The sequence below is a fragment of the Amycolatopsis sp. lyj-346 genome (assembly GCF_046548975.1).
In the GTDB taxonomy this organism is placed as follows: Bacteria; Actinomycetota; Actinomycetes; order Mycobacteriales; family Pseudonocardiaceae; genus Amycolatopsis.
This window is the reverse complement of the sequence record NZ_JAJPWT010000025.1, coordinates 51589-72660: the sequence shown is the minus strand read 5'-3', so window position 1 is coordinate 72660 and position 21072 is coordinate 51589. Positions and strand designations below refer to the sequence as shown.

At 72.6% G+C, this 21072-nt stretch carries 24 protein-coding genes; 15 read left to right on the top strand and 9 right to left on the bottom strand.

Annotated features, from left to right (window positions below):
- Positions 1-8: 8 nt before the first annotated feature.
- Positions 9-944, top strand: a complete 936-nt coding sequence (locus ACLJQE_RS42435; RefSeq protein ID WP_410645491.1) for a ferritin-like domain-containing protein — start codon at positions 9-11, stop codon at positions 942-944.
- A 109-nt stretch (positions 945-1053) separates the two neighbouring features.
- On the opposite strand, the gene ACLJQE_RS42430 is transcribed toward ACLJQE_RS42435, so the two are convergent.
- The 5 genes from ACLJQE_RS42430 to ACLJQE_RS42410 form a co-directional block, all read right to left on the bottom strand.
- On the bottom strand, positions 1054-1650 hold the full coding sequence (locus ACLJQE_RS42430; protein WP_410645511.1) for a hypothetical protein: 597 nt from the start codon (positions 1648-1650) through the stop codon (positions 1054-1056).
- A 181-nt stretch (positions 1651-1831) separates the two neighbouring features.
- Positions 1832-2845, bottom strand: coding sequence for an aminotransferase class V-fold PLP-dependent enzyme (locus ACLJQE_RS42425; protein ID WP_410645489.1), 1014 nt, complete (start codon positions 2843-2845; stop codon positions 1832-1834).
- A 52-nt stretch (positions 2846-2897) separates the two neighbouring features.
- Positions 2898-3662 (bottom strand): isocitrate lyase/phosphoenolpyruvate mutase family protein, encoded by a 765-nt coding sequence (locus tag ACLJQE_RS42420; protein ID WP_410645488.1) that lies wholly within the window; start codon positions 3660-3662, stop codon positions 2898-2900.
- A gap of 10 nt (positions 3663-3672) precedes the next feature.
- Entirely contained in the window at positions 3673-5157 is a 1485-nt protein-coding gene (locus tag ACLJQE_RS42415) for a PH domain-containing protein (protein WP_410645487.1), read from the bottom strand.
- Positions 5154-5651: a PH domain-containing protein gene (locus ACLJQE_RS42410; RefSeq protein WP_410645486.1), complete on the bottom strand. Its 498-nt coding sequence runs from the start codon at positions 5649-5651 to the stop codon at positions 5154-5156. The genes ACLJQE_RS42415 and ACLJQE_RS42410 overlap by 4 nt, the downstream gene beginning before the upstream one ends.
- Positions 5652-5743: 92 nt before the next feature.
- On the opposite strand from ACLJQE_RS42410, the gene ACLJQE_RS42405 reads away from it, so the two are divergent.
- From ACLJQE_RS42405 to ACLJQE_RS42395, 3 genes are all read left to right on the top strand, one after another.
- A complete protein-coding gene (locus ACLJQE_RS42405; RefSeq protein WP_410645485.1) occupies positions 5744-6340 on the top strand; it encodes a TetR/AcrR family transcriptional regulator in 597 nt (198 codons plus the stop codon).
- A 314-nt stretch (positions 6341-6654) separates the two neighbouring features.
- Complete coding sequence (locus ACLJQE_RS42400; protein WP_410645509.1) at positions 6655-7869, top strand: sensor histidine kinase; 1215 nt, start codon at positions 6655-6657, stop codon at positions 7867-7869.
- Positions 7844-8494, top strand: coding sequence for a response regulator (locus ACLJQE_RS42395; RefSeq protein ID WP_410645484.1), 651 nt, complete (start codon positions 7844-7846; stop codon positions 8492-8494). The genes ACLJQE_RS42400 and ACLJQE_RS42395 overlap by 26 nt, the downstream gene beginning before the upstream one ends.
- Here ACLJQE_RS42395 and ACLJQE_RS42390 read toward each other — a convergent pair.
- The 3 genes from ACLJQE_RS42390 to ACLJQE_RS42380 all read right to left on the bottom strand — a co-directional run bounded on the left by ACLJQE_RS42390 (position 8491) and on the right by ACLJQE_RS42380 (position 10108).
- Positions 8491-9198: a M50 family metallopeptidase gene (locus tag ACLJQE_RS42390; RefSeq protein WP_410645483.1), complete on the bottom strand. Its 708-nt coding sequence runs from the start codon at positions 9196-9198 to the stop codon at positions 8491-8493. The two genes, ACLJQE_RS42395 and ACLJQE_RS42390, sit on opposite strands and share 4 nt — an antisense overlap.
- 72 nt (positions 9199-9270) lie before the next feature.
- Complete coding sequence (locus ACLJQE_RS42385; protein WP_410645481.1) at positions 9271-9642, bottom strand: winged helix-turn-helix transcriptional regulator; 372 nt, start codon at positions 9640-9642, stop codon at positions 9271-9273.
- Positions 9643-9682: 40 nt separating this feature from the next.
- On the bottom strand, positions 9683-10108 hold the full coding sequence (locus tag ACLJQE_RS42380; protein ID WP_410645480.1) for an SRPBCC family protein: 426 nt from the start codon (positions 10106-10108) through the stop codon (positions 9683-9685).
- A gap of 23 nt (positions 10109-10131) precedes the next feature.
- Between ACLJQE_RS42380 and ACLJQE_RS42375 the strand changes: the two genes are divergently transcribed.
- From ACLJQE_RS42375 to ACLJQE_RS42355, 5 genes are all read left to right on the top strand, one after another.
- A complete protein-coding gene (locus ACLJQE_RS42375; RefSeq protein ID WP_410645479.1) occupies positions 10132-10662 on the top strand; it encodes a TetR/AcrR family transcriptional regulator in 531 nt (176 codons plus the stop codon).
- Between the two features lie 12 nt (positions 10663-10674).
- Positions 10675-12432 (top strand): CocE/NonD family hydrolase, encoded by a 1758-nt coding sequence (locus ACLJQE_RS42370; protein ID WP_410645478.1) that lies wholly within the window; start codon positions 10675-10677, stop codon positions 12430-12432.
- A gap of 69 nt (positions 12433-12501) precedes the next feature.
- Positions 12502-12900, top strand: coding sequence for a hypothetical protein (locus ACLJQE_RS42365; RefSeq protein WP_410645476.1), 399 nt, complete (start codon positions 12502-12504; stop codon positions 12898-12900).
- A gap of 239 nt (positions 12901-13139) precedes the next feature.
- The gene (locus tag ACLJQE_RS42360) at positions 13140-13826 is read left to right on the top strand and encodes a response regulator (protein ID WP_410645474.1); all 687 of its coding nucleotides are present in this window, start codon (positions 13140-13142) and stop codon (positions 13824-13826) included.
- Entirely contained in the window at positions 13823-15208 is a 1386-nt protein-coding gene (locus tag ACLJQE_RS42355; RefSeq protein WP_410645473.1) for an ATP-binding protein, read from the top strand. Before ACLJQE_RS42360 ends, ACLJQE_RS42355 begins: the two co-directional genes overlap by 4 nt.
- On the opposite strand, the gene ACLJQE_RS42350 is transcribed toward ACLJQE_RS42355, so the two are convergent.
- Positions 15168-15524, bottom strand: a complete 357-nt coding sequence (locus ACLJQE_RS42350; protein ID WP_410645471.1) for an ester cyclase — start codon at positions 15522-15524, stop codon at positions 15168-15170. The two genes, ACLJQE_RS42355 and ACLJQE_RS42350, sit on opposite strands and share 41 nt — an antisense overlap.
- An 83-nt stretch (positions 15525-15607) precedes the next feature.
- On the opposite strand from ACLJQE_RS42350, the gene ACLJQE_RS42345 reads away from it, so the two are divergent.
- The 6 genes from ACLJQE_RS42345 to ACLJQE_RS42320 all read left to right on the top strand — a co-directional run bounded on the left by ACLJQE_RS42345 (position 15608) and on the right by ACLJQE_RS42320 (position 21072).
- Positions 15608-16150: a TetR/AcrR family transcriptional regulator gene (locus ACLJQE_RS42345; RefSeq protein WP_410645469.1), complete on the top strand. Its 543-nt coding sequence runs from the start codon at positions 15608-15610 to the stop codon at positions 16148-16150.
- A 262-nt stretch (positions 16151-16412) separates the two neighbouring features.
- Positions 16413-17318 (top strand): LysR family transcriptional regulator, encoded by a 906-nt coding sequence (locus ACLJQE_RS42340; RefSeq protein ID WP_410645468.1) that lies wholly within the window; start codon positions 16413-16415, stop codon positions 17316-17318.
- 117 nt (positions 17319-17435) lie between these two features.
- A complete protein-coding gene (locus tag ACLJQE_RS42335) occupies positions 17436-18575 on the top strand; it encodes a CaiB/BaiF CoA transferase family protein (protein WP_410645466.1) in 1140 nt (379 codons plus the stop codon).
- Between the two features lie 90 nt (positions 18576-18665).
- Positions 18666-19415, top strand: a complete 750-nt coding sequence (locus tag ACLJQE_RS42330; protein WP_410645465.1) for a crotonase/enoyl-CoA hydratase family protein — start codon at positions 18666-18668, stop codon at positions 19413-19415.
- Between the two features lie 2 nt (positions 19416-19417).
- Complete coding sequence (locus ACLJQE_RS42325; protein WP_410645464.1) at positions 19418-20164, top strand: acetoacetate decarboxylase; 747 nt, start codon at positions 19418-19420, stop codon at positions 20162-20164.
- Positions 20161-21072, top strand: a complete 912-nt coding sequence (locus tag ACLJQE_RS42320) for a 3-hydroxyacyl-CoA dehydrogenase NAD-binding domain-containing protein (protein ID WP_410645463.1) — start codon at positions 20161-20163, stop codon at positions 21070-21072. The genes ACLJQE_RS42325 and ACLJQE_RS42320 overlap by 4 nt, the downstream gene beginning before the upstream one ends.

Below are 21072 nucleotides of genomic sequence, written 5' to 3'. Positions count from 1 at the left end.
GGGGCGGCGTGACCGGAAGACCGACCGAGCTGACCCGCCGCGGCGCCCTCCGCGCGGGGGCACTGGCCGCATTGGCCGTTCCCCTCGCCGCCTGCGGGCCCGGCTACGACGAAAGCCCCGACCCGCTGCAACCGCTGCTGGCCGCCGCCCAGGCGGACGCCGACGCCGCACGGGCGCTGGCCAAGGGCGCGGACGCCGACGCCGCCGGCCAGCTCGCCGACGCGCGCGCGGCACACGCGGCCGCCCTGAAGTCCGAAGTGGACCGGCTGAACCGGCCCAAGCCGCCGTCGTCACCGGCCCCGCCGGCCCCCGCGGCACTGGGTGACCTGAAAGAGCGCCTGGCGGCCGCGCGCAAGCAGGCCGAAGACCTCGTCGGCGGGCTGCCGCGCTACCGCGCCGGGCTGGTCGCGGCGGTGGCGGCGGGCTGCGCGTCCCTGCAGCGCATCGCCCCGGCGCTGGGCCCGGGCGAGGACGCCGCGAAGGTGGGCACCGGCCCGGCCGGCGCGGTGCCCCCGGAAGCGGTGGACCCGCTGCAGGTGGCACTCGCGGCCGAGCACGCCGCGGTGTGGGTGTACGGGCTGGTCAGCGCCTTCTTGCCGGCCGACTTCGGCGACGCGGAGAAGAGCGGCGCGGCCGAGCACGCCCTGCGCCGCGACTTCCTGCAGACGACGCTCGCGGCGGCCGGCGCGACCCCGGTACCCCCGGAGGCCGCGTACGTGCCGAAGAACCCGGTGACGGACGCGAAGTCGGCGGCCCAGGTGGTCGCGACGGCCGAAGCGGACTGCGCATCGGCGTGGCTCGCGGTGATCGACCACACCGACGACGCCGGTCTGCGCACCACGGCGTTGCACGCGCTGGTGGCGGCCTCGCGGCGCGGCACGCCTTGGCGGTCGGAGGCGGGCGAGAAGCCGGTCGCCATCGCCCTGCCCGGCCAGTCGAGCTGACCCCGGCCCACAGCGCCCCAATGTGGCCTTCGGTGCGTTGAACGCACCGAAGGCCACATTGGGTGCGTTGAACGCACCCAAGGCCACATTGGGGCGCTTGCGGGCCGGGTCAGGAGTGGAGGTCGGCTGACAGGCGGATGGCGTCGTCGGCGATCCGCTCGATCAGCTCCTTGTCCTTGTGCTTGGCGTAGAAGTCGGCCAGCACGATCGTCGTGTTCGTGCCGTCGACCCTCGACGCGTACGCCGCGTCGCTGCCGCTCACGCTCGGGGTGCCGTCGCCCGCGAACGTCTTGTCCTTCACCAGGTCCGTGACGTTGCCGGTGCCGTCCTTCTCCGTCAGCGCCTTGAGGGCCTTCGCCTTCGTCGAGTCCGGCATGCCGACCAGCGCGACGGACACCAGCGCCTTCGCACCCCCCGACTCCGTCGTGTACAGCGCCCGGACCAGCGACTGGCACGGGCTGTCCTGGAAGAACTCCTTCGTCCTGCCGTAGGACTTCGCGACGCAGTCCGTCGTCTTCGCCGGCCCGGCGACCAGCGTGAACTTGAACTGCCCGGTGTTCTGCGCCGGCGGCTGCGCGACCGGCTCGTCCGGTGTCGAGTCGTGCCGGATCAGGAACCACAGCAGCCCGGAGACGACGGCGATCGCGACCAGCCCGGCGCCCCTGAGCAGCAGGGACCGGGTGTCACGCGCCGGCGGGCCCGGCACGGGCGGGCGGGGCTGCGGGGGCACCGCGCCCAGCGGGGCCGTATCGGACGGGCCTGGGGTGAATCGCGCACCAACCACGAGGCCCTACGGTAGTGCTTTTCCTGGGGGCTCTGCCCCCAGACCCCCGCCGGGGGCTCCGCCCCCAGGCCCCCAGGGGGTCAGTTCACCCGCTATCGGCAGTTCACTCGAATGCGGGTAAGAGGCGTTCGACGTCGTCAAGGGTGTTGTAGAGGTGGAAGCCGACCCGCACCCGGCCGCCGCGGACGCTCGACACGATGCCCGCCGAAGCGACCCGCTCCGGGTCCGCGTCGAGCGACACGATCGCGGTGCCGCGCGGCGGCAGCCCGAGCTTCTCCAGCAGCGCGTCGGCGAGCCCGGTGTTGCGCGCCTGGACCTGCGCGAGGTCGAGGCCGGCGAAGTACTCCAGCGCCACGGCCGAGCCGACCTGGGCCAGCCAGACGGGCGAGAGGTCGAACGCGCGGGCGTCGCCGGCCAGGCGCAGCGGGAGGCCGTAGACCGTGGCCCAGGGGTCCTCCCCCGCGTACCAGTTCGCCGCGACCGCGCGGGTGCGGTCCTGCGCGTCCGGCCGCACCGCGAGCCACGCGCTGCCACGCGGCGCGCCGAGCCACTTGTAGCCCGCCCCGGCGACCCAGTCCGCCCAGGCGACGTCCAGGGGCAGCCAGCCGACCGCCTGGGTCGCGTCGAGCAGCACCGCCGCCCCGGCGGCCTCGGCCGCGGCCCGCAGCGCCGGGAGGTCGGCGATCCGGCCGTCGGCGGACTGGACGACGCTCACCGCGACGACGTCGTGGCCCTCGACCCGCGACGGCAGCACGTCCAGGGGCACCTCGGTCACCGTGACGCCGAGGTTCACCGCGAAGGGGAACGTGACGCTGGTGAAGTCGCCCTCGGCGGCGAGCACGCGGGTGCCGGCGGGCAGCGCCGCGGCGACGTTGGCGACGAGCTGCGAGACCGACGCGCCGCTCGCGACGCGCCCGGGTTCGACGCCGAGCAGCCGGGCGAACCCGGCCCGCGAGCGCGCCACGTACTCGTCGAACTCGCCCGGCCGGGTCGCCCCGGTCCGCCACCGCTCCACCGAGCCGGCCACGGCCTCGGCCACCGGCGCGGGCGGGATGCCCACGCTGGGCGTGTTCAGGTATCCGGGCGGGACGGCGAAGTCGGTTCCGAAGGCACGCATACCGCGACCCAAGCAGATCCGGCCGGGCCGGTTCACCCGATTTTCGGCGGGTTCACGGCAGCAGCGCGGTGACGTCGGCGTAGGAGGGCGGGCTCAGTGGCAGCTCACGGCCGTCGCGCACGGCCAGCGCGGTTCCGGCCGCGGCGGCGAGCGCCATCCGGTACGCCAGCGAACCCAGGCTGACCCGCGCGACACCCAGCTCCGCCAGCCCGGCCACGGTGACCTTCCCGGGCAGGAACAGCAGGTTGAGCGGCACGCCGGCGGCGACGATCCGCTCGACGTCCGCCGGCTCGGCGAGGCCGGGCACGAAGACGCCGTCCGCGCCCGCCGCCGCGTACGCCCGCACCCGCCGCTCGGCTTCGGCGAGCGAGCGGTCGCCCGCCCAGTGCGTGTCCGTCCGCGCGTTGACGAACAGGTGGGGCACCCGGTCCTTCACGGCCGTGACCAGTGCGCACTGGACGTCGACCGCGGCGAGCGAGCCGTCGGCCCGGCCGTCTTCGAGGTTGACGCCCACCACGCCCGCGCCGGCCAGCTCGGCCGCGAGGTCGGCGACCGCGGCCGGGTCCGCGCTGAAACCGTCGGCGATGTCGACGCTGACGAGGACGTCCAGCCGCGCCAGGCGGCTGGCGAGGACGACGGTCGCGTCGCGCGTCGACGGCGCGCCGTCCGGCTCCCCCGCCGCCGCGGAGACGCCGAGGCTGGTCGTGCCCAGTGCGCGGAAGCCCTGCGCGGCGAGAAAGGCGCCGACGCCGAACTCCCACGCGTTCGGCAGCAGCAGCGGGGAACCGGGGACGTGCAGGGCACGGAATTCGTCCATGCCCTCGAACCTAGGTCCGCAACGCTTCGGCGGGCACCGAAGGCTCGAGGAACGGCGTCAGCACCCCCGGCACGGCGTCCGCCGCGAACTGGAGGCCTTCGCCGGCATCGGCGTCGAGGACGGCGTAGGCGCCGGAGCCCGCCGCGGTGGTCGCGGTGAACGTGGCGAGGCCGCGACGGCGCTGGAACACCGACTGCTTCACGGTCCAGCCGATCACCCCGTCCCGCGTCAGCACGGCCGTGCTCCGCCGGACCGAGCCCGCGCGCGTCACCAGGTAGCGGCCGCACAAGCCGTGCCCGAGAGCGCGGTAGGCGTCCAAGGCGAGCGGGACCGCCACCGGCAGCGCGACGACGGCGAGGACCCCGCCGAGCACGAGCAGGACGTCGGTGAGCAGCGCGCCGAGCAGCAGCAGGACGAGCACCGGCACGAGCACCGTGACCAGGGCCCACCGCAGCCGCCGTCCCCGGGCGGCCACCGGGTGCGGCACGAGCCGGGCGGCCGCGACGGGCTCGCCCGCGATCCGTGCCGCCACCTCGTGCGCTTTCGCCCGCGGCGCCGCGGGCAGGAGCGTCTTGGACTCGGTCTTGTCGTCGTCACCCCGCATGCCGGTGGCGATGGCGTCCACCCGGGCGGCCCCGGCGAGCCGGGCGCCGAGCGGCTCGACCAGTTCGACGCCGCGCAGGCGCCGTTCCTCGACGGTGATCGACCGCGTGGTCAGCAGCCCGCGGCGGACGCGCAGGGTGCCGCCGGGTTCGCGGTCCAGCCGGTAGTTCGCCCACATCTCGGCGAACAGGCCCACGGCACCGGCCACGCCGACGACCATCGCCAGCGCGAGCAGCAGCAGGATGCTCACGGCGAGCGGCAGGTCGCCGAAGAGGTCGAGCAGCCACTTCAGCAGCCCGCCGCCGGCCCCGAACCAGTCCGCGACCTTGAACAGCGTGCCGAAGGCGGCCAGGCCGAGCGTCGGCGCAACGAAGGAGACGGGAGCGTAACGGACCCAGCGCCGGTCGAATGCCGCAAGTAGACCATCCGATGTGGACGGTTCACGGAGCCGGTGCAGGAGTTCGGCACGCAGGGCTTCGGCGTCCACTCTGGCCAGCGGGGAGAGGGTGACCCGCGTTTCGTGCTCCCCGGTGCCGATGGACAGCGCCGCGACGCCGAACAGGCGGTGCAGCGGGTTGGCCGTCAGGTCCACGTTGCGGATCCGTTCGCGGGACAGCGATTTGCGCGTGTGGACGGCGAAGCGGAACTCGATTTCGAGGCGCTCGGCCGTGCAGCGGAACCGGGTGTGGCGCCAGCGGACGTATTCGACGAGCACGCCCGCGCCGACGAGGAGCACGGCGGCCGGGAGGATCCAGAGGGATCGGGTCCCGATCGCGACCGGGGTGCCGGCGGACACGGCGACCCCGGCCATGACGATCGCGGTGACGCCGAGCGTGCGCCGGTCGAGCCGCCGCCAGCCGGCCGCGGCGCCATCGCGAGGCGAGCCGGTCATGTCGCATCCCCCGGCGTGGCGTCCGTGCGTTCGGTCAGCTGCTCCGCCACTTCGGCCGCGACCTCCGCGCCGAGGCCGCGGAGCCGGACCGCGCCGCGGGCCGAGGCCGTCGTCACGGTGACCGTCGCGAGGCCGAAGTGCTGCTGGAGCGGGCCGCGCAGCGTGTCGACCGTCTGGACCCGCGACAGCGGGGCCACCCGCCACTCCTGCCACAGGAACCCCGAGCGCACGTAGACGGCCGTGTCGGTCACCTCCCAGCGGTGCAGGCCGAACCACCACCGCGGCAGGACCACGCACCACGCCGCGCCCAGCACGGCGACCACCGCGGCCGGCACCAGCAGCCACCACGCGGCCGGCGGGATCAGCAGGCCGAGGACCGCGAGCACGAGCACGACGGGCCCGAAGGCGAGTGCTCCCTGCGTGCGCCACCAGGCGATCGCGCGGCGGTCGAGCGCGTGGCGCGGTGGCCGCAGCCGTAAATTTCCGGTCTCCACCGGACACCCCCAAGACTGTTTTACAATGCGATCGCATCGTAACGGCGGAGCCCGGGTTTTCGCAATGCGATCGCATGACAACAGGAGCGGACTTGCCGAAACAGGTGGACCACGAGCAGCGCCGGGTGCAGATCGCCGAGGCACTGCAACGGCTGACCACGCGCGCCGGGCTGGAAGGCGTCAGCCTGCGCCAGGTCGCGGCCGAGGCGGGCATGTCCATGGGCTCGGTGCAGCACTACTTCAAGACGAAGGACGAAATGCTGCGGTTCGCCCTCGAGCACCGCCACAAGCTGCGCAGCGCACGGATCACCGCCAAGGTGCTGGCCGAAGGACCGCCTACCCCGCGGTCGATCCTCCGCGCGTGCCTGGTGGAGATCCTGCCGCGCGACCCCGACAGCGAGGCCGACTTCCTCATCGGCGTCGCGTACTTCATCCGCGCCGTGGCAGACCCGGCGATGGCGAAGGCCTTCGGCGAAGGCATGCCGGAACTCCTGGCGTTCTTCGCCGACCAGGTCCGCCAGGCCCAGCAGGCGGGCGACGTCCCGGCCTGGGCCGACCCCGAGACCGAGGCCGCCCTGCTCTGGGCCATCGCGGACTCCCAGGGCTCGGAAATCCTGATGGGCCACCGCACCCCGGCCGAGGCCATCTCCACAGTGGACTACTACCTCGACCGCCTCTTCACCTCCTGACCGTGTCGTCCCTCCAATCACGCGTGTCGGCTCCTCAATCACGCGTGTCGACCCTTCCTGCACGAGCGGCGAGCCTGCTCGTGTGCGCGAAGAGTCGACACGCGTGATCCCGGGGTCGACACGCGTGATCCGGAGGTCGACACGACGTCCGCCGCGGCCACGCCGGCCACCACGCGGGCGGAACCGGACGACGAAGGTGATCGCGGCGACGAACGTTGCGCGGACCGGCCACCAGCCGCAACTTTGGTTGCGCAGCCGGGGCAGCGGCCCACGCGAGCCGTTACCGTGACCGCGTGGACAGCACCCGGCAGCCGATGTGGCCCAGCCGCACCGACGCCTTCTGGCTGTTCCTGCCGGCGGTGGTGTTCGCCGGGCTCAACGTCCTGTACCACGTCCTCGGCGACCGCACGACCGGCGCGCTCGGCCCGGCGGCCGGGCTGGTGCTGCAGGTGGTCTGCGACCTCTCGCTGGTGCTGCTGTTCCGGTTCCCGGCGCTGGTGGCCGGCCTCGTCACGGTGGCGGCGTTCGCGATGCTGGCCTCCGACCTGTTCGCGCCGGGGCTGCTCGTGCCGGTGCACCCGATCGCGCTGACGACCGTGCCGACCGTCACCCCGGTGATGCTGGCCCAGGTGGTGCGGGTGCTGGACCGGCGGACCGTGCTGTGGCTGGCCGGGATCCTCGCGGTCGTGGCCACGCGGCCGTGGGCGCCGAGCTGGGCCACCACGCCGTTCGGGCTGCTCAGCACCGTCCTGCCGGTCATGATCACGCTGTACGTCGAAGCCCGCAAGCAGCTGCTGCAGTCCCTGCGCGACCGGGCGGAACGCGCCGAGCGCGAACAGCACCTGCTCGCCGAGCAGGCCCGGGCGGCGGAACGGCGGCGGCTCGCGGGCGAGATGCACGACGTCGTCACGCACCGGCTCAGCCTGATGGTGCTGCACGCGGGCGCGCTCGGCGTGACGTCGGCCGACCCGGCCGTGCGGACGGCGGCCGAGGACATCCGCCGCGAAGGTGCGCTGGCCCTGGACGAACTGCGCGACCTGGTCGGCGTCCTGCGCAACGGCGCCGAGGCCGGACCGCGGACGCTCAGCCCGGCCGTACCCGGCGACCCGGCGCGGCTGGTCGAGGAGTCCCGGTCGGTCGGGGTGGCGACGGACCTCGTGCTGGACGGCGACCCGGCGCAGGTGTCGCCGACCGTCGCCCGCACCGCGTACCGGCTCGTGCAGGAGGCGCTGACGAACGTGCGCAAGCACGCGCCGGGCGCGTCGGCGACGGTCTCCCTGCGCTACCACCCGGGCGGCCTCGACGTCTCGGTCGACAGCACGGCGGCGGCGCACGCGCCCGACCCGGCGCTGGCGGGCAGCGGTTCCGGCGCCGGGCTGGCCGGCCTGCGGCAGCGCGTCGAACTGGTCGGCGGGCGCTTCGACGCGGGCCCGCGACCCGGCGGCGGGTTCCGGGTCGGTGCGATACTGCCCGCGTACGTCCCGACGGCGGAAGGCACGCACTGTGATCCCGGTGCTCGTGGTCGATGACGAGCCGATGGTGTGCGCGCACCTGCGCACGATCCTGGGTTCGGCGGACGACATCGAGGTCGTCGCGCAGGCCGCCGACGGCGCCGAAGCCGTCGAGGCCGTGGTCCGGCACCGGCCGCGCGTGGTGCTGATGGACCTGCGGATGCCGGGGGTGGACGGGCTGACGGCGATCGCGCGCATCGCGGGCCTGCCGGACCCGCCGGCGGTGGTGGCGCTGACGACGTTCGACGCGGACACGTACGTGATCCGGGCGCTGCGCGCGGGCGCGGCGGGCTTCCTGGTGAAGTCGACGCCCCCGGAGGACCTGATCGGCCTGGTCCGCGTGGCGGCGGACGGCCACACGGTGCTCTCGCCGTCGGCCGCGCGCCGCCTGGTGGCGTTGTCTTCGGACCGCCGCGAACGCGGCGAGGACGCGCGACGGCGCACCGCGGGTCTCACCGAGCGGGAGCGCGACGTCCTGGCCTGCCTGGGCGAAGGACTGTCCAATGCGGACATCGGGACGCGGCTGCACCTGGCCGAGGCGACGGTGAAGAGCTACGTCTCGCGGATGCTGGTGAAGCTGGACTGCGCGAACCGGACCCAGGCCGGGTTGCTGGCCCACGAGGCGGGTTTGGCGGCCCGTTAAGGAAACAGCAGCGGCACGGCGTGCCAGATCGCCCAGCCGTTGAGCAGGAACCACCCGCCGATCCACAGGGGCGACGGCAAGGCGGTGCGGTTGGCCAGCGCGGCGGCGTCGTCCTGCCGGCCGGCGAACCCGCTGCGCAGGCGGTTGACGACGAGGATTCGCACGCCGTCGAGCTCGCTGGTCAGCAGCAGCCAGGCTTCGGTGTACGCGATGCCGGTGCGCAGCCAGCCCGGCGCATAGCGCAAAGCCGAATACACGACCGCCCCCACCACCACGATGACGACGACGGTGAGCAGGTCCCGGGCGAACAGCAGGATGAACACCAGCGCGGCGAGCGTCAGGACGAGCACGGCCGTTACGCGACCCTGGTGCAACAGCACGGCCGCCCCCAGCCCGGCCAGCGGCGGCATCGCGTACCCGGCCGCACTGGCCAGGACTTTGCCCAGCCCCGAGGTGTGCTTCCACTCGGTGAAGCCGTCTCCCGCGCCGGTGATGGCGACGCGGGAGACGTCACCGCCGGTCAGCAGGATGACCAGCGCGTGGCCGCCTTCGTGGAACAGGGTGCCCAGGACATTGGCGTTGCGCAGGAGGCTCCGCCGCCCGCTGGGCGGCGTGACGACCGAGGTCAGCGACACCGCGAACGCGAACAACGCGGTGACGGCAACGACTTCCCAGCCCGGCGCGGGCACGGTCTCGTTGAGCACGGCGACAGTTTCCCCGCGGGCGGGATCGCCGGACCCGTCCCGAGCCGGATTGTCCAGGAGCTGTCCAGTGGGCTACGCGGACGCGGGCGTGTGCTCCGCGTCGTAGGCGTTCCGGGCCTCCTGGACCGAGGACATGTGCCGCCGGGCCCAGCGGTCCAGCACGTCCAGCGGCTCGGACAGGTTGCGCCCCAGCGCCGTCAGCTCGTACTCGACCTTCGGCGGGATCGTCGGGTACGCCGTGCGGGTGAGGATGCCGTCGCGGACCAGGCTGCGCAGCGTCTGCGTCAGCACCTTCTGGGAGATCCCGTCCACGCGGCGGCCGATTTCGGTGAACCGCAGCGGGCCGCCGGAGAGCGCGCCGACGATCAGCACCGTCCACTGGTCGCCGATGCGGTCGAGCAGCTGGCGGGTCGGGCAGTTGCGGTCGTACGGATCGGGCCCCACGGCACGCCTCCTCGCTCTCCCCGGGAGAGTAACACGCCGATCAGGCGGTGGCCCGCGCCAGACCCGCGGCCACCCGCTTGATGAAGGAGCCGACGAACCACCGGTAGAACCAGCCGGTGCCGGGGATCTTCGGCGAGAACGTCGAGTGCCAGTGGATGTCGGTGCCACCGTCGCGGGGTGAGAGGTCGACGTAGGCGACGTAGTCCCGCAGCGGCAAGCCGCGCTCGAGTGCGTAGCCGAACCGGCGGCCGGGTTCCAGCGCGACGATCTTTTCGTACGAGCGGACGCCGCCGGTCTTGAACAGGCGGATCGCACCCAGGCCTTCCGGCTCACCCTCCCCCGCCCGGGCCAGCTCGAACGATCCCAGCGGCGACCACTTCGGCCAGCTCGCGCCGTCCCGGAGCAGGGCGTACACGGCGTCGGCCGGTGCGGCCGTCCAGGCGTGGACCGAGATGCTTTGTACCATTTGGTACGTGTACCATTTGGTACATGATCGACGCAAGCCCGCGTGCCAAGCTGCTCGACGCGGCGATCGACCACATCGCCCACCACGGCGGGGCGGACCGGAGCCTGCGGGCGCTGGCCGCGGACCTCGGCACCAGCCACCGCATGCTGATCTACCACTTCGGCTCGAAGGAAGGCCTGCTCACGGCGGTGGCCCGGGAGGTCGAAGCTCGCCAACGGGCCGCGCTCGCCGGCCTGGACCCGGCGGAGTTCTGGCAACGGCTCACCGACGACGACCTGCGCGCCAACGAAAAGCTGTTCTTCCAGCTCTACGGCCAGGCACTCGGCGGCACCCCCGGCACGGCGGAGTTCCTCGACGGCGTGGTCGAAGACTGGCTCGGCCCCCTCGAAGCCCGGCTCGCCCAGCTCGGCGTCCCGGAGGCCGACCGGCCCGCCCACGCCCGCCTCGGGCTCGCCGTGACCCGCGGGCTGCTGCTCGACCTCGTCACGACCGGCGACCGCGAAGCCGTCGACGCCGCGATGGAGAAGTTCCTGGCCAGGTACGAAAAACCGTGATCCCCTGGTCCGATGCGACTGTTACCGGGATTCCTGGCCGCCGTGCTCACGACATCCGGGCTCACGCCCGCGGCTTCCGCGTCACCCTCGGAAAGCCGGCCGGTCTATTCCTACGCGGACGCGATCCGCGAGACGGCGTGGGTGGAGACCGGCACCGACCACGACCGTGACGGCAGGCCCGACCGCGTGGCCGCCGACGTCATCCGGCCCGACGCGCCCGTGCGCGTCCCGGTGATCCTCGACGTCAGCCCGTACTACGCGTGCTGCGGCCGCGGGAACGAACAGCAGAAGAAGACGTACGCGCCGGACGGCACCCCGCAGCAGTTCCCGCTGTTCTACGACAACTACTTCGTGCCCCGCGGCTACGCCGTCGTGCTGGCCGACGTCGGCGGGACGAACCGGTCGTCGGGCTGCTTCGACGACGTCGGGTCCGGCAACGCGGTCGTGAACTGGCTCAGCGGCCGGGCGAAGGCCTTCGACGCCCCCGACGGCGGCCGTCCGGTGCGGGCGGACTGGGCCACCGGGGACGTCGGCGCGATCGGCAAGTCGCAGGACGGCGCGACCGCGATCGGCATGGCCGCCTCGGGCATCGCCGGGCTGAAGACGATCGTGCCGATCGAAGGCGTCGCGGACAACTACGCCCAGCTCATCGCGAACGGCGCGCCACTGGCCACGCCGGAGAACACCGGTTCGTCCTTCACCTACAACGAGCGTGCCGCCGAGCTGTGCAGGCCGTTCGAAGCGGACCTCGAGGCACGCGCGGGCACGAACGGCGACTACAACGCCTACTGGCAGAGCGTGAACTACGTCCCGCGCGCCGGGCGGGTCCGCGCGAGCGTGCTCATCGCACAGGGCTTCGGGGACTGGGTCGTGGCGCCGGACCAGTTCGCCCGCTACTGGGACGCGCTGGGCCGGGCCGGCGTCCCGCGCAAGGCGTGGCTGAGCCAGGCCGGCCACACCGACCCCTTCGACCTGCAGCGGGCGCGGTGGGTCGAGACGCTGCACCGCTGGTTCGACCGATGGCTGCTGGGCCTGCGCAACGGCGTCGAGCACGAGCCCGCCGTGCACCTCGAAACCGCCCCGGACCGGTGGACCGACGTCCGGAGCTGGCCGCCCGCCACGCTCCCGGCGACGTTCCGTCCGTCGGCCGGCGGCACCTTGGGGCCGGTGGGTTCCGGCACCGCGAGCGTCGTCGACGATCCCGCCGTCACCCGCGAGCAGTGGGCGGCCGGGGTGTCGGCCGCGCGGTTCACCGGCGCGCCCTTGGCCTCGCCGGTGCGGCTCGCCGGGTCGCCGTCGGTGACGATCACCGCGTCGTCGGACACGACCGCCGCCCGGCTGGGCGTCGCGCTCGTCGACTACGGCCCGGCCGAGACCCGCAACACCGCGTTCTACGGCAGCGGGGTCGAGAACCTGGCCACGCGTTCGTGCTGGGGCTCCGGGACCGACGCCGACAGCGCGTGCTTCCTGGACACCGCCGCCGACGTCGTCCGCGTCGGCCACCGGATCGTCGCCGCCGGCTGGGCGGACCTCGGGCACCACGCGACGCTGCGGCACGGCGAACCGCTCGTCCCCGGCCGGGCCTACACGATGACGTTCGGCCTCACCGCGCTCGACCACGTCGTCCCGGCGGGCCACCGGCTCGGGCTGGTCCTCGGCGGCACCGACGGGCTGCTGTTCGACCCGGCGCTGCCCCGCCTCGGCGACACGCTGACGTTCGACCTCGCCCGGACGTCGGTCACCGTCGGCCTTACCAAGCCCGAACACTAGGCGGACGCTCTCCGAACACCGCTCCGTCAAAGTTCTCCCCGTACCCCCGGACGGACACGAGGAGAGACGATGCGAGGAACCACCTGGACGCGGCTGGCGCTGGCGGGCTGCGGGACAGCGGCCTGCCTGCTGGTGGCGGCGCCGCTGGCCTCGGCCCAGACGACGGCGCCGGTCGCGCCGATCACGCTCAGCCCCGAGGAGTCGCAGCAGGTCTGCGCGGACTGGGTGCCGAAGCTGCAGAAGCGCGCCGCCAACCTGGAAAAGCGGATCAACGGCGGGCCCCAGGTCAAGGGCTCGGTCGCCAACCTCAAGGCGCGGGCGGCCGACCAGCGGGCGGCCGGGCACACCGCCCGCGCCGACCAGCTGGACCAGCGCGCCACCAAGCGGCAGGGCCGTGCCGGCGAGCTGACCACAGCCAAGCAGAAGCTGGACGCCTTCGCGTCGGCGCACTGCAAGCCGGCCAAGTGAGGGGCGCGCGGGTCGCGGCGGCGGTCGGGGCCGCCGCGCTCGTCGCGCTCGGCTGCTCGGGCTGCCGCGACAACCTGATCGGCTCGCCTCCCGGAAGCGTGCCGGCGACGTCGTCGTCATCCACTGACCTGAGTGGGATCGAGTCGACACTGAACGGAATCGAGTCCGACATGAACCGCGATGACTCGCCCTGACCGGCTAGCGTCTCCCCTCTGAACACGGCGGAGACGGGAGCAGGCATGGGGTCACCGGGACGCGGCCTCGTCCTCGTGGTCGAGGACGAGGCCGCGATCGCCGAGCTGGCGGCGCTCTACCTCAAGCGCGACGGCTTCGGCGTGCACGTCGAGGCCGACGGCGGCCGGGCGCTGGAAGCCGTCCGGCGCCTCAAGCCGGTGGCGATCGTGCTCGACATCGGACTGTCCGGAATGGACGGTATCGAGATCTGCAAGGCGCTGCGCGCGGCCGGGGACTGGACGCCGGTGCTGTTCGTCACCGCCCGCGACGACGAGCTCGACCGACTGCTGGGCCTGGAGATCGGCGCGGACGACTACCTCACCAAGCCGTTCAGCCCGCGCGAGCTGGCGGCCCGGGTCCGTACCGTGCTGCGCCGGGCCTCCGGGTCGGCGCCGGCCGCGGAGACGTTCGCCGTGGGTGGCGCGCGCGTCGACGTCCTGTCCCGGCGAGCGTGGGCGGGCGACGTCGAGATCTCGCTGACGTCGACCGAGTTCGACCTCCTCACGCACCTGCTCCGGCACCCGGGGCAGGTGCTTTCGCGCGATCAGCTGCTCAGCGCCGTCTGGGGGTACGAGGCGGCGGCGGGAACGCGGACAGTGGACGTCCACGTGGCTCAGCTGCGGGCGAAACTCGGGCCGTCGAGTCCGATTCGGACGGTGCGCGGCATCGGCTACGCGGCGGATCCGGCGTGAGGGGGACGCTGGCCGGGCGGATCACCCTGGTTTGCCTGGCCGTCGCGGGTGTCGCGGTGATCGTGGCGGGGCTGGTCGCGTCCCGGCTGATCCGGACCACGGCGGACAACGTGCTGCAGACGTCGCTGGCCGCACAGGCCGACGTCGTCGCGTCGCAGCTGGACGAAACGGGCATCGGCAACCGGCTGGGCGTCGGGAAGGTGGCCGACGTCGTGCGCGGGCAGGGCATCTCGGTGGTGGTCCGCCGGGCGGGCGGGCAGGCGCTCGGGGACGCCGTCGCCGTCCAGGCCGCCGGGAAGCTCGGGCTGGCGGCGGACCACTCGGGGCGCGTCACGGTGGCCGGGTCGCAGTACCTGGTCGAGACGCGGGTGGTGGGCACCCGCGGGGCGGCGTTCGCGTTGGTCCTGCCCGCGCGGAACGTCGAAGCGACGCAACGGGCACTGGTGCGCAACATCCTGCTGGCGCTGGGAATCGGCCTGCTGGTGGCGGCTCTTGCGGGTTTCGTCTCCGGGCGGCTGCTCGGCCGTCCGCTGCGCCGGGCCGCTCTCGCGGCCGGCTCGCTGCGGGCCGGCCGTCGTGACGTGCGGGTGCCGGTGCAGGGCCCGCGCGAGGTGGCCGAGGTGGCCGGATCGTTGAACTCGCTGGCCGACGCGCTGGCCGTCAGCGAGGCGCGGCAGCGGGAGTTCCTGCTGTCGGTGTCGCACGAGCTGCGGACCCCGCTGACGGCGGTGACGGGCTTCGCCGAGGCGATCGCGGACGGCGTCGCGACGGGGCCGGACGCGGTCCGGGCCGGGCAGACGATCCAGCGGGAGGCTCAGCGGCTCGAGCGGCTGGTCACGGACCTGCTGGAGCTGGCCCGGCTGGGGGCGGACGAGTTCCGGCTGGACGTCGCCCCGGTGGACTTGGGCGCGCTGGTCCGCGACTGCGCGGAGGTCTGGCAGCTGCGGTGCGCCCGCGAGGACGTCCGGCTGTCGGTTTCGGCGCCTGCCACGCCGGTCCCGGTGCTGGCCGACGCCCGCCGTCTCCGTCAGGTGGTGGACGGCTTGGCGGAGAACGCCCTGCGCGTCACCCCTTCGGGGGCGCCGATGGTGTTCTCGCTCTCGGTGTCCGCTTCGTCGGCGTCCGCCTCGTCGGCTTCCCTGGCGGTCCGCGACGGCGGGCCGGGCCTGGCACCGGAGGACTACCCGGTGGCGTTCGAGCGCGGAGTCCTGAACGCCCGCTACCGCGATCGCCGTCCGGTCGGCTCGGGCATCGGCCTGGCCCTGGTCCACGCCCTGGTCACCCGCATGGGCGGAACGCTGACGGCCGGCCCCGCCCCCGAAGGCGGCGCGGCGTTCACTCTCACGTTCCCGTTGCACTCAGCTGCGCGGCGCGGGCGGTGACGTCCATGAGCGCCCAGTGCTCGACGACCCGGCCGTCGCGGACCCGGACCATGTCCATGCTGGTCACGGCGTAGCCGCGGCCGGAGCTGGTGTAGCGGTTCACCGAGAACTCGCCTTCGCTGACGTTCCGCTCGATCTGCACGGTGACGTCGGCTTTCCGGTCCCACTTCGCCCGCCAGGCGTCGATGCCGTGGTGGTCGCCGTCGGTGCCGCCGCGGTGGTCGACGACCTCGGGGTCGAGGTAGCGCAGGCCTTCCTCGAAGCGTCCGGCGGACCAGAGTTCGACCAGCCGTGCGTGGACTTCGGACGGGGTCATCGTCGCCTCCATTAAGTGGGGAGTTCCCCGGTTAGGGCGTTGCTAGGCTAACCGGGGAGTTCCCCACTTGGCAAGGAGCGCCGATGCCCGCACGAGCCCGCCGGTCCGACGCCCGGGACAACCACGCGCTCCTGCTGGTGGCGGCCAAGGAGGTGTTCGCCGAGGACGGCCCGGATGCCCCGCTCGACCGGATCGCCCGGCGCGCGGGCATCGGCAACGCGACGATGTACCGGCACTTCCCCAGCCGTCGCGAGCTGGTTATCGCGGTGTACGCCGACGAAGTCGCTTCGCTGACTTCGCGCGCGCGTCTCGACGCGGCCGACCCGGAGGCGGCGTTGTTCGCGTGGCTCGCGATGTTCGTCGAGCACGTCCGGGACAAGCGCGACCTCGCACTGTCCCTGACCACCCCGGCCGGCGACCACGAAACCCTGTTCGCCCGCTGGCACGAGACGGTGAACGAAACCGCGGCCGCCCTCGTCACCCGCGCGAAAGCCGCCCGCGCGGTCGCCCCGGACACCGACCCGCTCGACCTCCTCCTGCTGGCCACCGGCATCGCCCTCGCCAACGCCCCGGCCCGCACCGCCCGCCTGCTGGACCTGGTCCGCCGCAGCGTGTCGACCCCCTGATCACGCGAGCCGACCCTCCAGGCACGCGAACCGACCCTCCAGGCACGCAGACCGACCCTCCAGGCACACGGATTCGCCGGTCCGGTACCCGGAACTCGCGTGATCGAGGCCGCGACTCGCGTGATCGGAGGCGGAACTCGCGTGATTGGGCGCGGAACTCGCGTGATCCGGGAGGCAACACGCGTGCTTGAAGGGTCGACTCGCGTACCCAAGGAGTCGGCTTGCGTGCCTGGAGGGTCGGATGGGTGGTTAGGGTCGGGGGATGGAGATGCTCCACCTGCGCTACTTCGTCGCGGTCGCCGAGGAACTGAACTTCTCGGCGGCGGCGCGGAAGCTGCACATGGCCGCGTCCCCGCTCAGCCAGCGGATCAAGGACCTCGAGCACGAGCTCGGGCAGCAGCTTTTCGACCGCAGCACCCACCACGTCACCCTCACCGACGCCGGGGCCGCGCTGCTGCCGCTCGCGCGGGACGTCCTCGAGCGGATCGGGGCGATCCCGTGGAAGCTGGAAGAGGCCGTCCGGCCGCAGCGCAGCACCCTCTTCCTCGGCATGCCCGCCGGGGTGCACCCCGAGCTGCGGGAGCGCGTCAACGCCCTCGCCGAGCGCGTCCGGACCAGGTACGAGCTCAAACGCTGGCCCGGCACCACCGCCGACCTCGTGCAGGGTGTGCACGACGGCAAACTGGCCCTCACCCTCGCGCGGCTGCCCGTCGCCGATCCCGCGCTGGACCAGCTGCCCGTGATGACCGAACGGCTCGGGGCCGTCGTGCCCGCCGACCTGTTCGCCGGCCGGGAGTCGGTCAGCCTCGCCGAACTGACCGAACTGCCGTACGTCACCTCGCCGGACGACATCGTCCCCGCCTATTTCGAACAATTGGATCGCCAATTGAGCGATCTGGGCGTCAAGAAACGCATTCGGCTGACCGGCACCGGTTACGGCGGGACGTCCGAAATCATCTCCAGCGGCGAAGCCTTTTCCATTTCGATGCTCGACGCCAAGAGCCCGATGCACGGCTACCGGCTCGACAACGTCATCGTGCTGCCCTTCACCGATTTCCGCCCCCAGCTGGACACCGGCCTGCTCTGGCGGCGCGACCGGACCGACGGCGACCTGCGCGACCTCGTCGACACCGCCAAGGAGATCTTCGCGGAGCCGCTCAGTAGCTAGAAAATGGCATGACCGCTGCGGTCATACCATTGTTCGCATCATGATCATTCCCTTTCACGTCGATCGCGCCTACGTTCGCAAGTAGAGCGAAACACCAAGGCGCGAAAGGACGAAAAGATGACGACCGGACCTCTGGACGGCGTGCGCGTGATCGACCTCTCGACCGTGGTCATGGGCCCGTACGCGGCGCAGATCCTCGGCGACCTGGGCGCCGACGTGATCAAGATCGAGTCCCCCGCGGACACCGTGCGAGTGGGCGAGTACCGCACCACGCCGGGCATGACCGCGCTGAACCTCAACGTCAACCGCAACAAGCGCAGCGTGGCCCTCAACCTCAAGGACGAGACCGAGCGCGAGCAGGCGCTGAAGCTGATCGACACCGCCGACGTGCTGATCACCAACATGCGCCCCGGCGCGCTGGCCCGCCTCGGCCTGAACTACGCCGACGTCGCCGAGCGCAACCCCCGCCTGGTCTACGCCCACGCGCAGGGCTTCCGCAGCGACTCCGACCGCGCCGGGAACGCCGCCTACGACGAGACCGTGCAGGCCTCCTCCGGCCTGGTCGACGTGGCCAACCGGGCGCTGGGCGAGCCGGTCTACCTGCCGACGATCATCGGCGACAAGGTTTCGTCGCTGACCATCGCCTACAGCGTGCTCGCCGCGCTGGTCCACCGCGGCAAGACCGGCAAGGGCCAGCAGATCGAGATCCCGATGACCGACACGCTGATCGCGTTCAACCTGGTCGAACACCTCGCCGGGCACACCTACGAGCCGGCCGAGGGCCCCACCGGGTTCGCGCTGTCGATGACGAAGGGGCACGCCGCGGTCCGCACCAAGGACGGCCTCGCCTGCGTCATCCCCTACAACCCGCAGAACTTCCGGGACTTCTTCGCCGCGGCCGAGCGTCCGGACCTCGCGGCCGACCCGCGGGTGAACGGCGACGCCGTCAACCGCGCGGACAACGAGTGGCTGAGCGAGCAGATCGCGGTGTGCGCCCCGGCGCTGACCACCGAGGAGTGGGCCGAGGTGTGCGCCAAGCACAGCATCCCGATGGCACCGGTGCTGGAACTGGACAAGGCGCACGAGGACCCGTACGTCCGCGACGGCCACCTGCTCGACACCGTCGAGCACCCGAGCGAGGGCACCATCCGCACGGTCGGCATCCCGGTGAAGTTCTCCGCGACGCCCGGCTCGATCCGCCGCCTGGCCCCGCTGGCCGGCCAGGACACCGCCGAAGTCCTCGCCGAACTGGCCTGACCCACCCCGAGCTTTCACGTGAAGGCTATCCGGAGGCACCTCCTCCGGAACACTTTCTCGGGGAAAGTGGCGTAAAGGAAGTGTGAAGTCATGAGTGCAGTGCGTACTGAACGGGTCGGCAGCACCCTGCTGATCACGATCGATCGGCCGGAGGCTCGCAACGCGGTCGACGCCGCCGTTGCGGCCGGGCTGGCCGCCGCCCTGGACGAGCTGGAGAACGATCCGACGCTCCGGGCAGGCGTCCTGACCGGCGCCGAGAACACCTTCAGCGCCGGCATGGACCTCAAGGCCGCGCTGAAGGGCGAGTCGCCGGAGATCCCGGGACGCGGGTTCGGCGGCCTGACCGAAGCCGAGCTGTCCAAGCCCCTGATCGCCGCCGTCGAAGGGTTCGCCATGGGCGGCGGGTTCGAACTGGCGCTGGGCTGCGATCTGATCGTCGCCGCCGAAAACGCCCAGTTCGGCCTCCCCGAGGTCAAGCGCGGCCTGATCGCCGCCGGTGGTGGCGTCATCCGGCTGCCAAAGCGGATCCCGCACCACCTGGCGATGGAGTTCCTGCTCACCGGCGAGCCGGTGAGCGGCCGCCGCGCCGGGGAGCTGGGCCTGGTCAACCGCGTGACGCCGAGCGGGGACGCCGCCGCGGTCGCACTCCAGCTGGCCGAGAAGCTGGCGGAGAACGCGCCTCTCGCGCTCGCCGCCGTCAAGAAGATCGTGCGCGGCTCGGAAGCCGAGGCGTTCGCCGTGCAGCGCGAAGAGACGAAGAAGCTGATGCAGTCCGCCGACGTCCGCGAGGGCATGACCGCCTTCGCCGAGCGCCGCGCTCCGAAGTGGACAGGCGAATAACCATGAAGATCGACGAAGTCCGGCAGCACGTGACGACCCCGCTGACCGCCCCGGCGTTCGCACCGGTGGTCCCGAGGTTCACCAACCGCGAGTACCTCAACATCGTCTACCGCACCGACGCCGCCGCCCTGCGCGCGGTCGTCCCGGAGCCACTGCAGGTCGAGGAACCGCTGGTGCGCTTCGAGGTCATGAAGATGGGCGACGTCTCCGGGTACGGCCCGTACACCGAGTCCGGCCAGGCGATCGAGGTCAGCTTCGACGGCGAGCGCGGCGAGTACCTGCACGCGATGTACCTCGACAACTTCCCGGCCACCGCGTCCGGGCGCGAAGTCAGCGCCTACCCCAAGACCGTCGGCAGCCCGAAGCTCTACGTCGACAACGGCGTGCTCGTGGGCACTCTGGACCACGGGACCCTCCGGGTGGCCACGGCGACCATGGGCTACAAGCACCACGAGCTGGACGCCCGCGAAGCCGAACGCCAGATCACCGTCCCGACGTTCATGCTCAAGACGATCCCCGGCTACGACGGCGCCCCGCGCGTCCAGGAGCTGGTCCGCACCGAGATCACCGACGTCGTGGTCAAGGAGGCCTACACCGGCCCCGCCCGGCTGCAGCTGTTCCAGCACGTCCTGGCCCCGCTGGCCGACCTGCCGGTGCTGGAGGTCGTCTCCGCGAGCCACCTCCTCACCGACCTGACGCTCGCCCCGGTCAAGCCGGTCTTCGACTACCTGAAGGGAGCGCGATCATGACCTTCCGCAACGCCGCCGTCATCGGCGCCGGCACGATCGGCCTGTCCTGGACGGCGCTGTTCGCCCACCACGGCCTGACCGTCCGGGTCACCGACCCCCGCCCCGACCTCGAAGAGGCCGTCTCGCAGGCACTGGCCCAGTTCGCCCCGCACCTCGGCACCACCGCCGAAGAACTCACGAGCCGCGTCCACCTCGCCGGAGACGTCACTGAATCAGTGAAAGATGCGGATGTGGTGCAGGAGAACGGGCCGGAGAACGTCGAGTTCAAGAAGGACCTGTTCAAGCGGCTGGTCGAGGAAGCGCCGGAGCACGCGCTGCTGCTGAGCTCGTCGAGCGCCATTCCCTCGACGGCGTTCACCGGGGAGATCGACGGCAGCCGGGTCCTCATCGGACACCCGTTCAACCCGCCGCACCTGATCCCGCTGGTCGAGGTCGTCCCCGGCGAGCGCACCAGCGAGGAATCCGTGCAGCTGGCCGTCGGCTTCTACACGTTCCTCGGCCGCACGCCGGTCGTGGAGCGCAAGGAGATCCCCGGGTTCGTCGGCAACCGGCTGCAGAACGCGCTGAGCCGCGAGGCCATCTACCTCGTCGAGCAGGGCGTCGTGACGCCGGACGAGCTCGACCGGGTGATCACGAATTCGCTCGGCATCCGCTGGGCCACGGTCGGGCCGTTCCTCGGTTCGCACCTGGGCGGTGGCCCCGGTGGCTACCGGCACATGGCCGAGCACATCGGCAAGTCCATGAAGAAGATGTGGGCCGGCCTGGGCACCCCCAGCCAGAGCCCCGAAGAGCAGGAGCGGCTCATCGAAGCCGTCGAAAAGGCTTACGGCTCCTCCACGTACTCGGAACTCGCCGAGACGCGCGACCGCAAGCAGCTCGCAGTGTTGACCGCAGTGGAGGAGAACTGA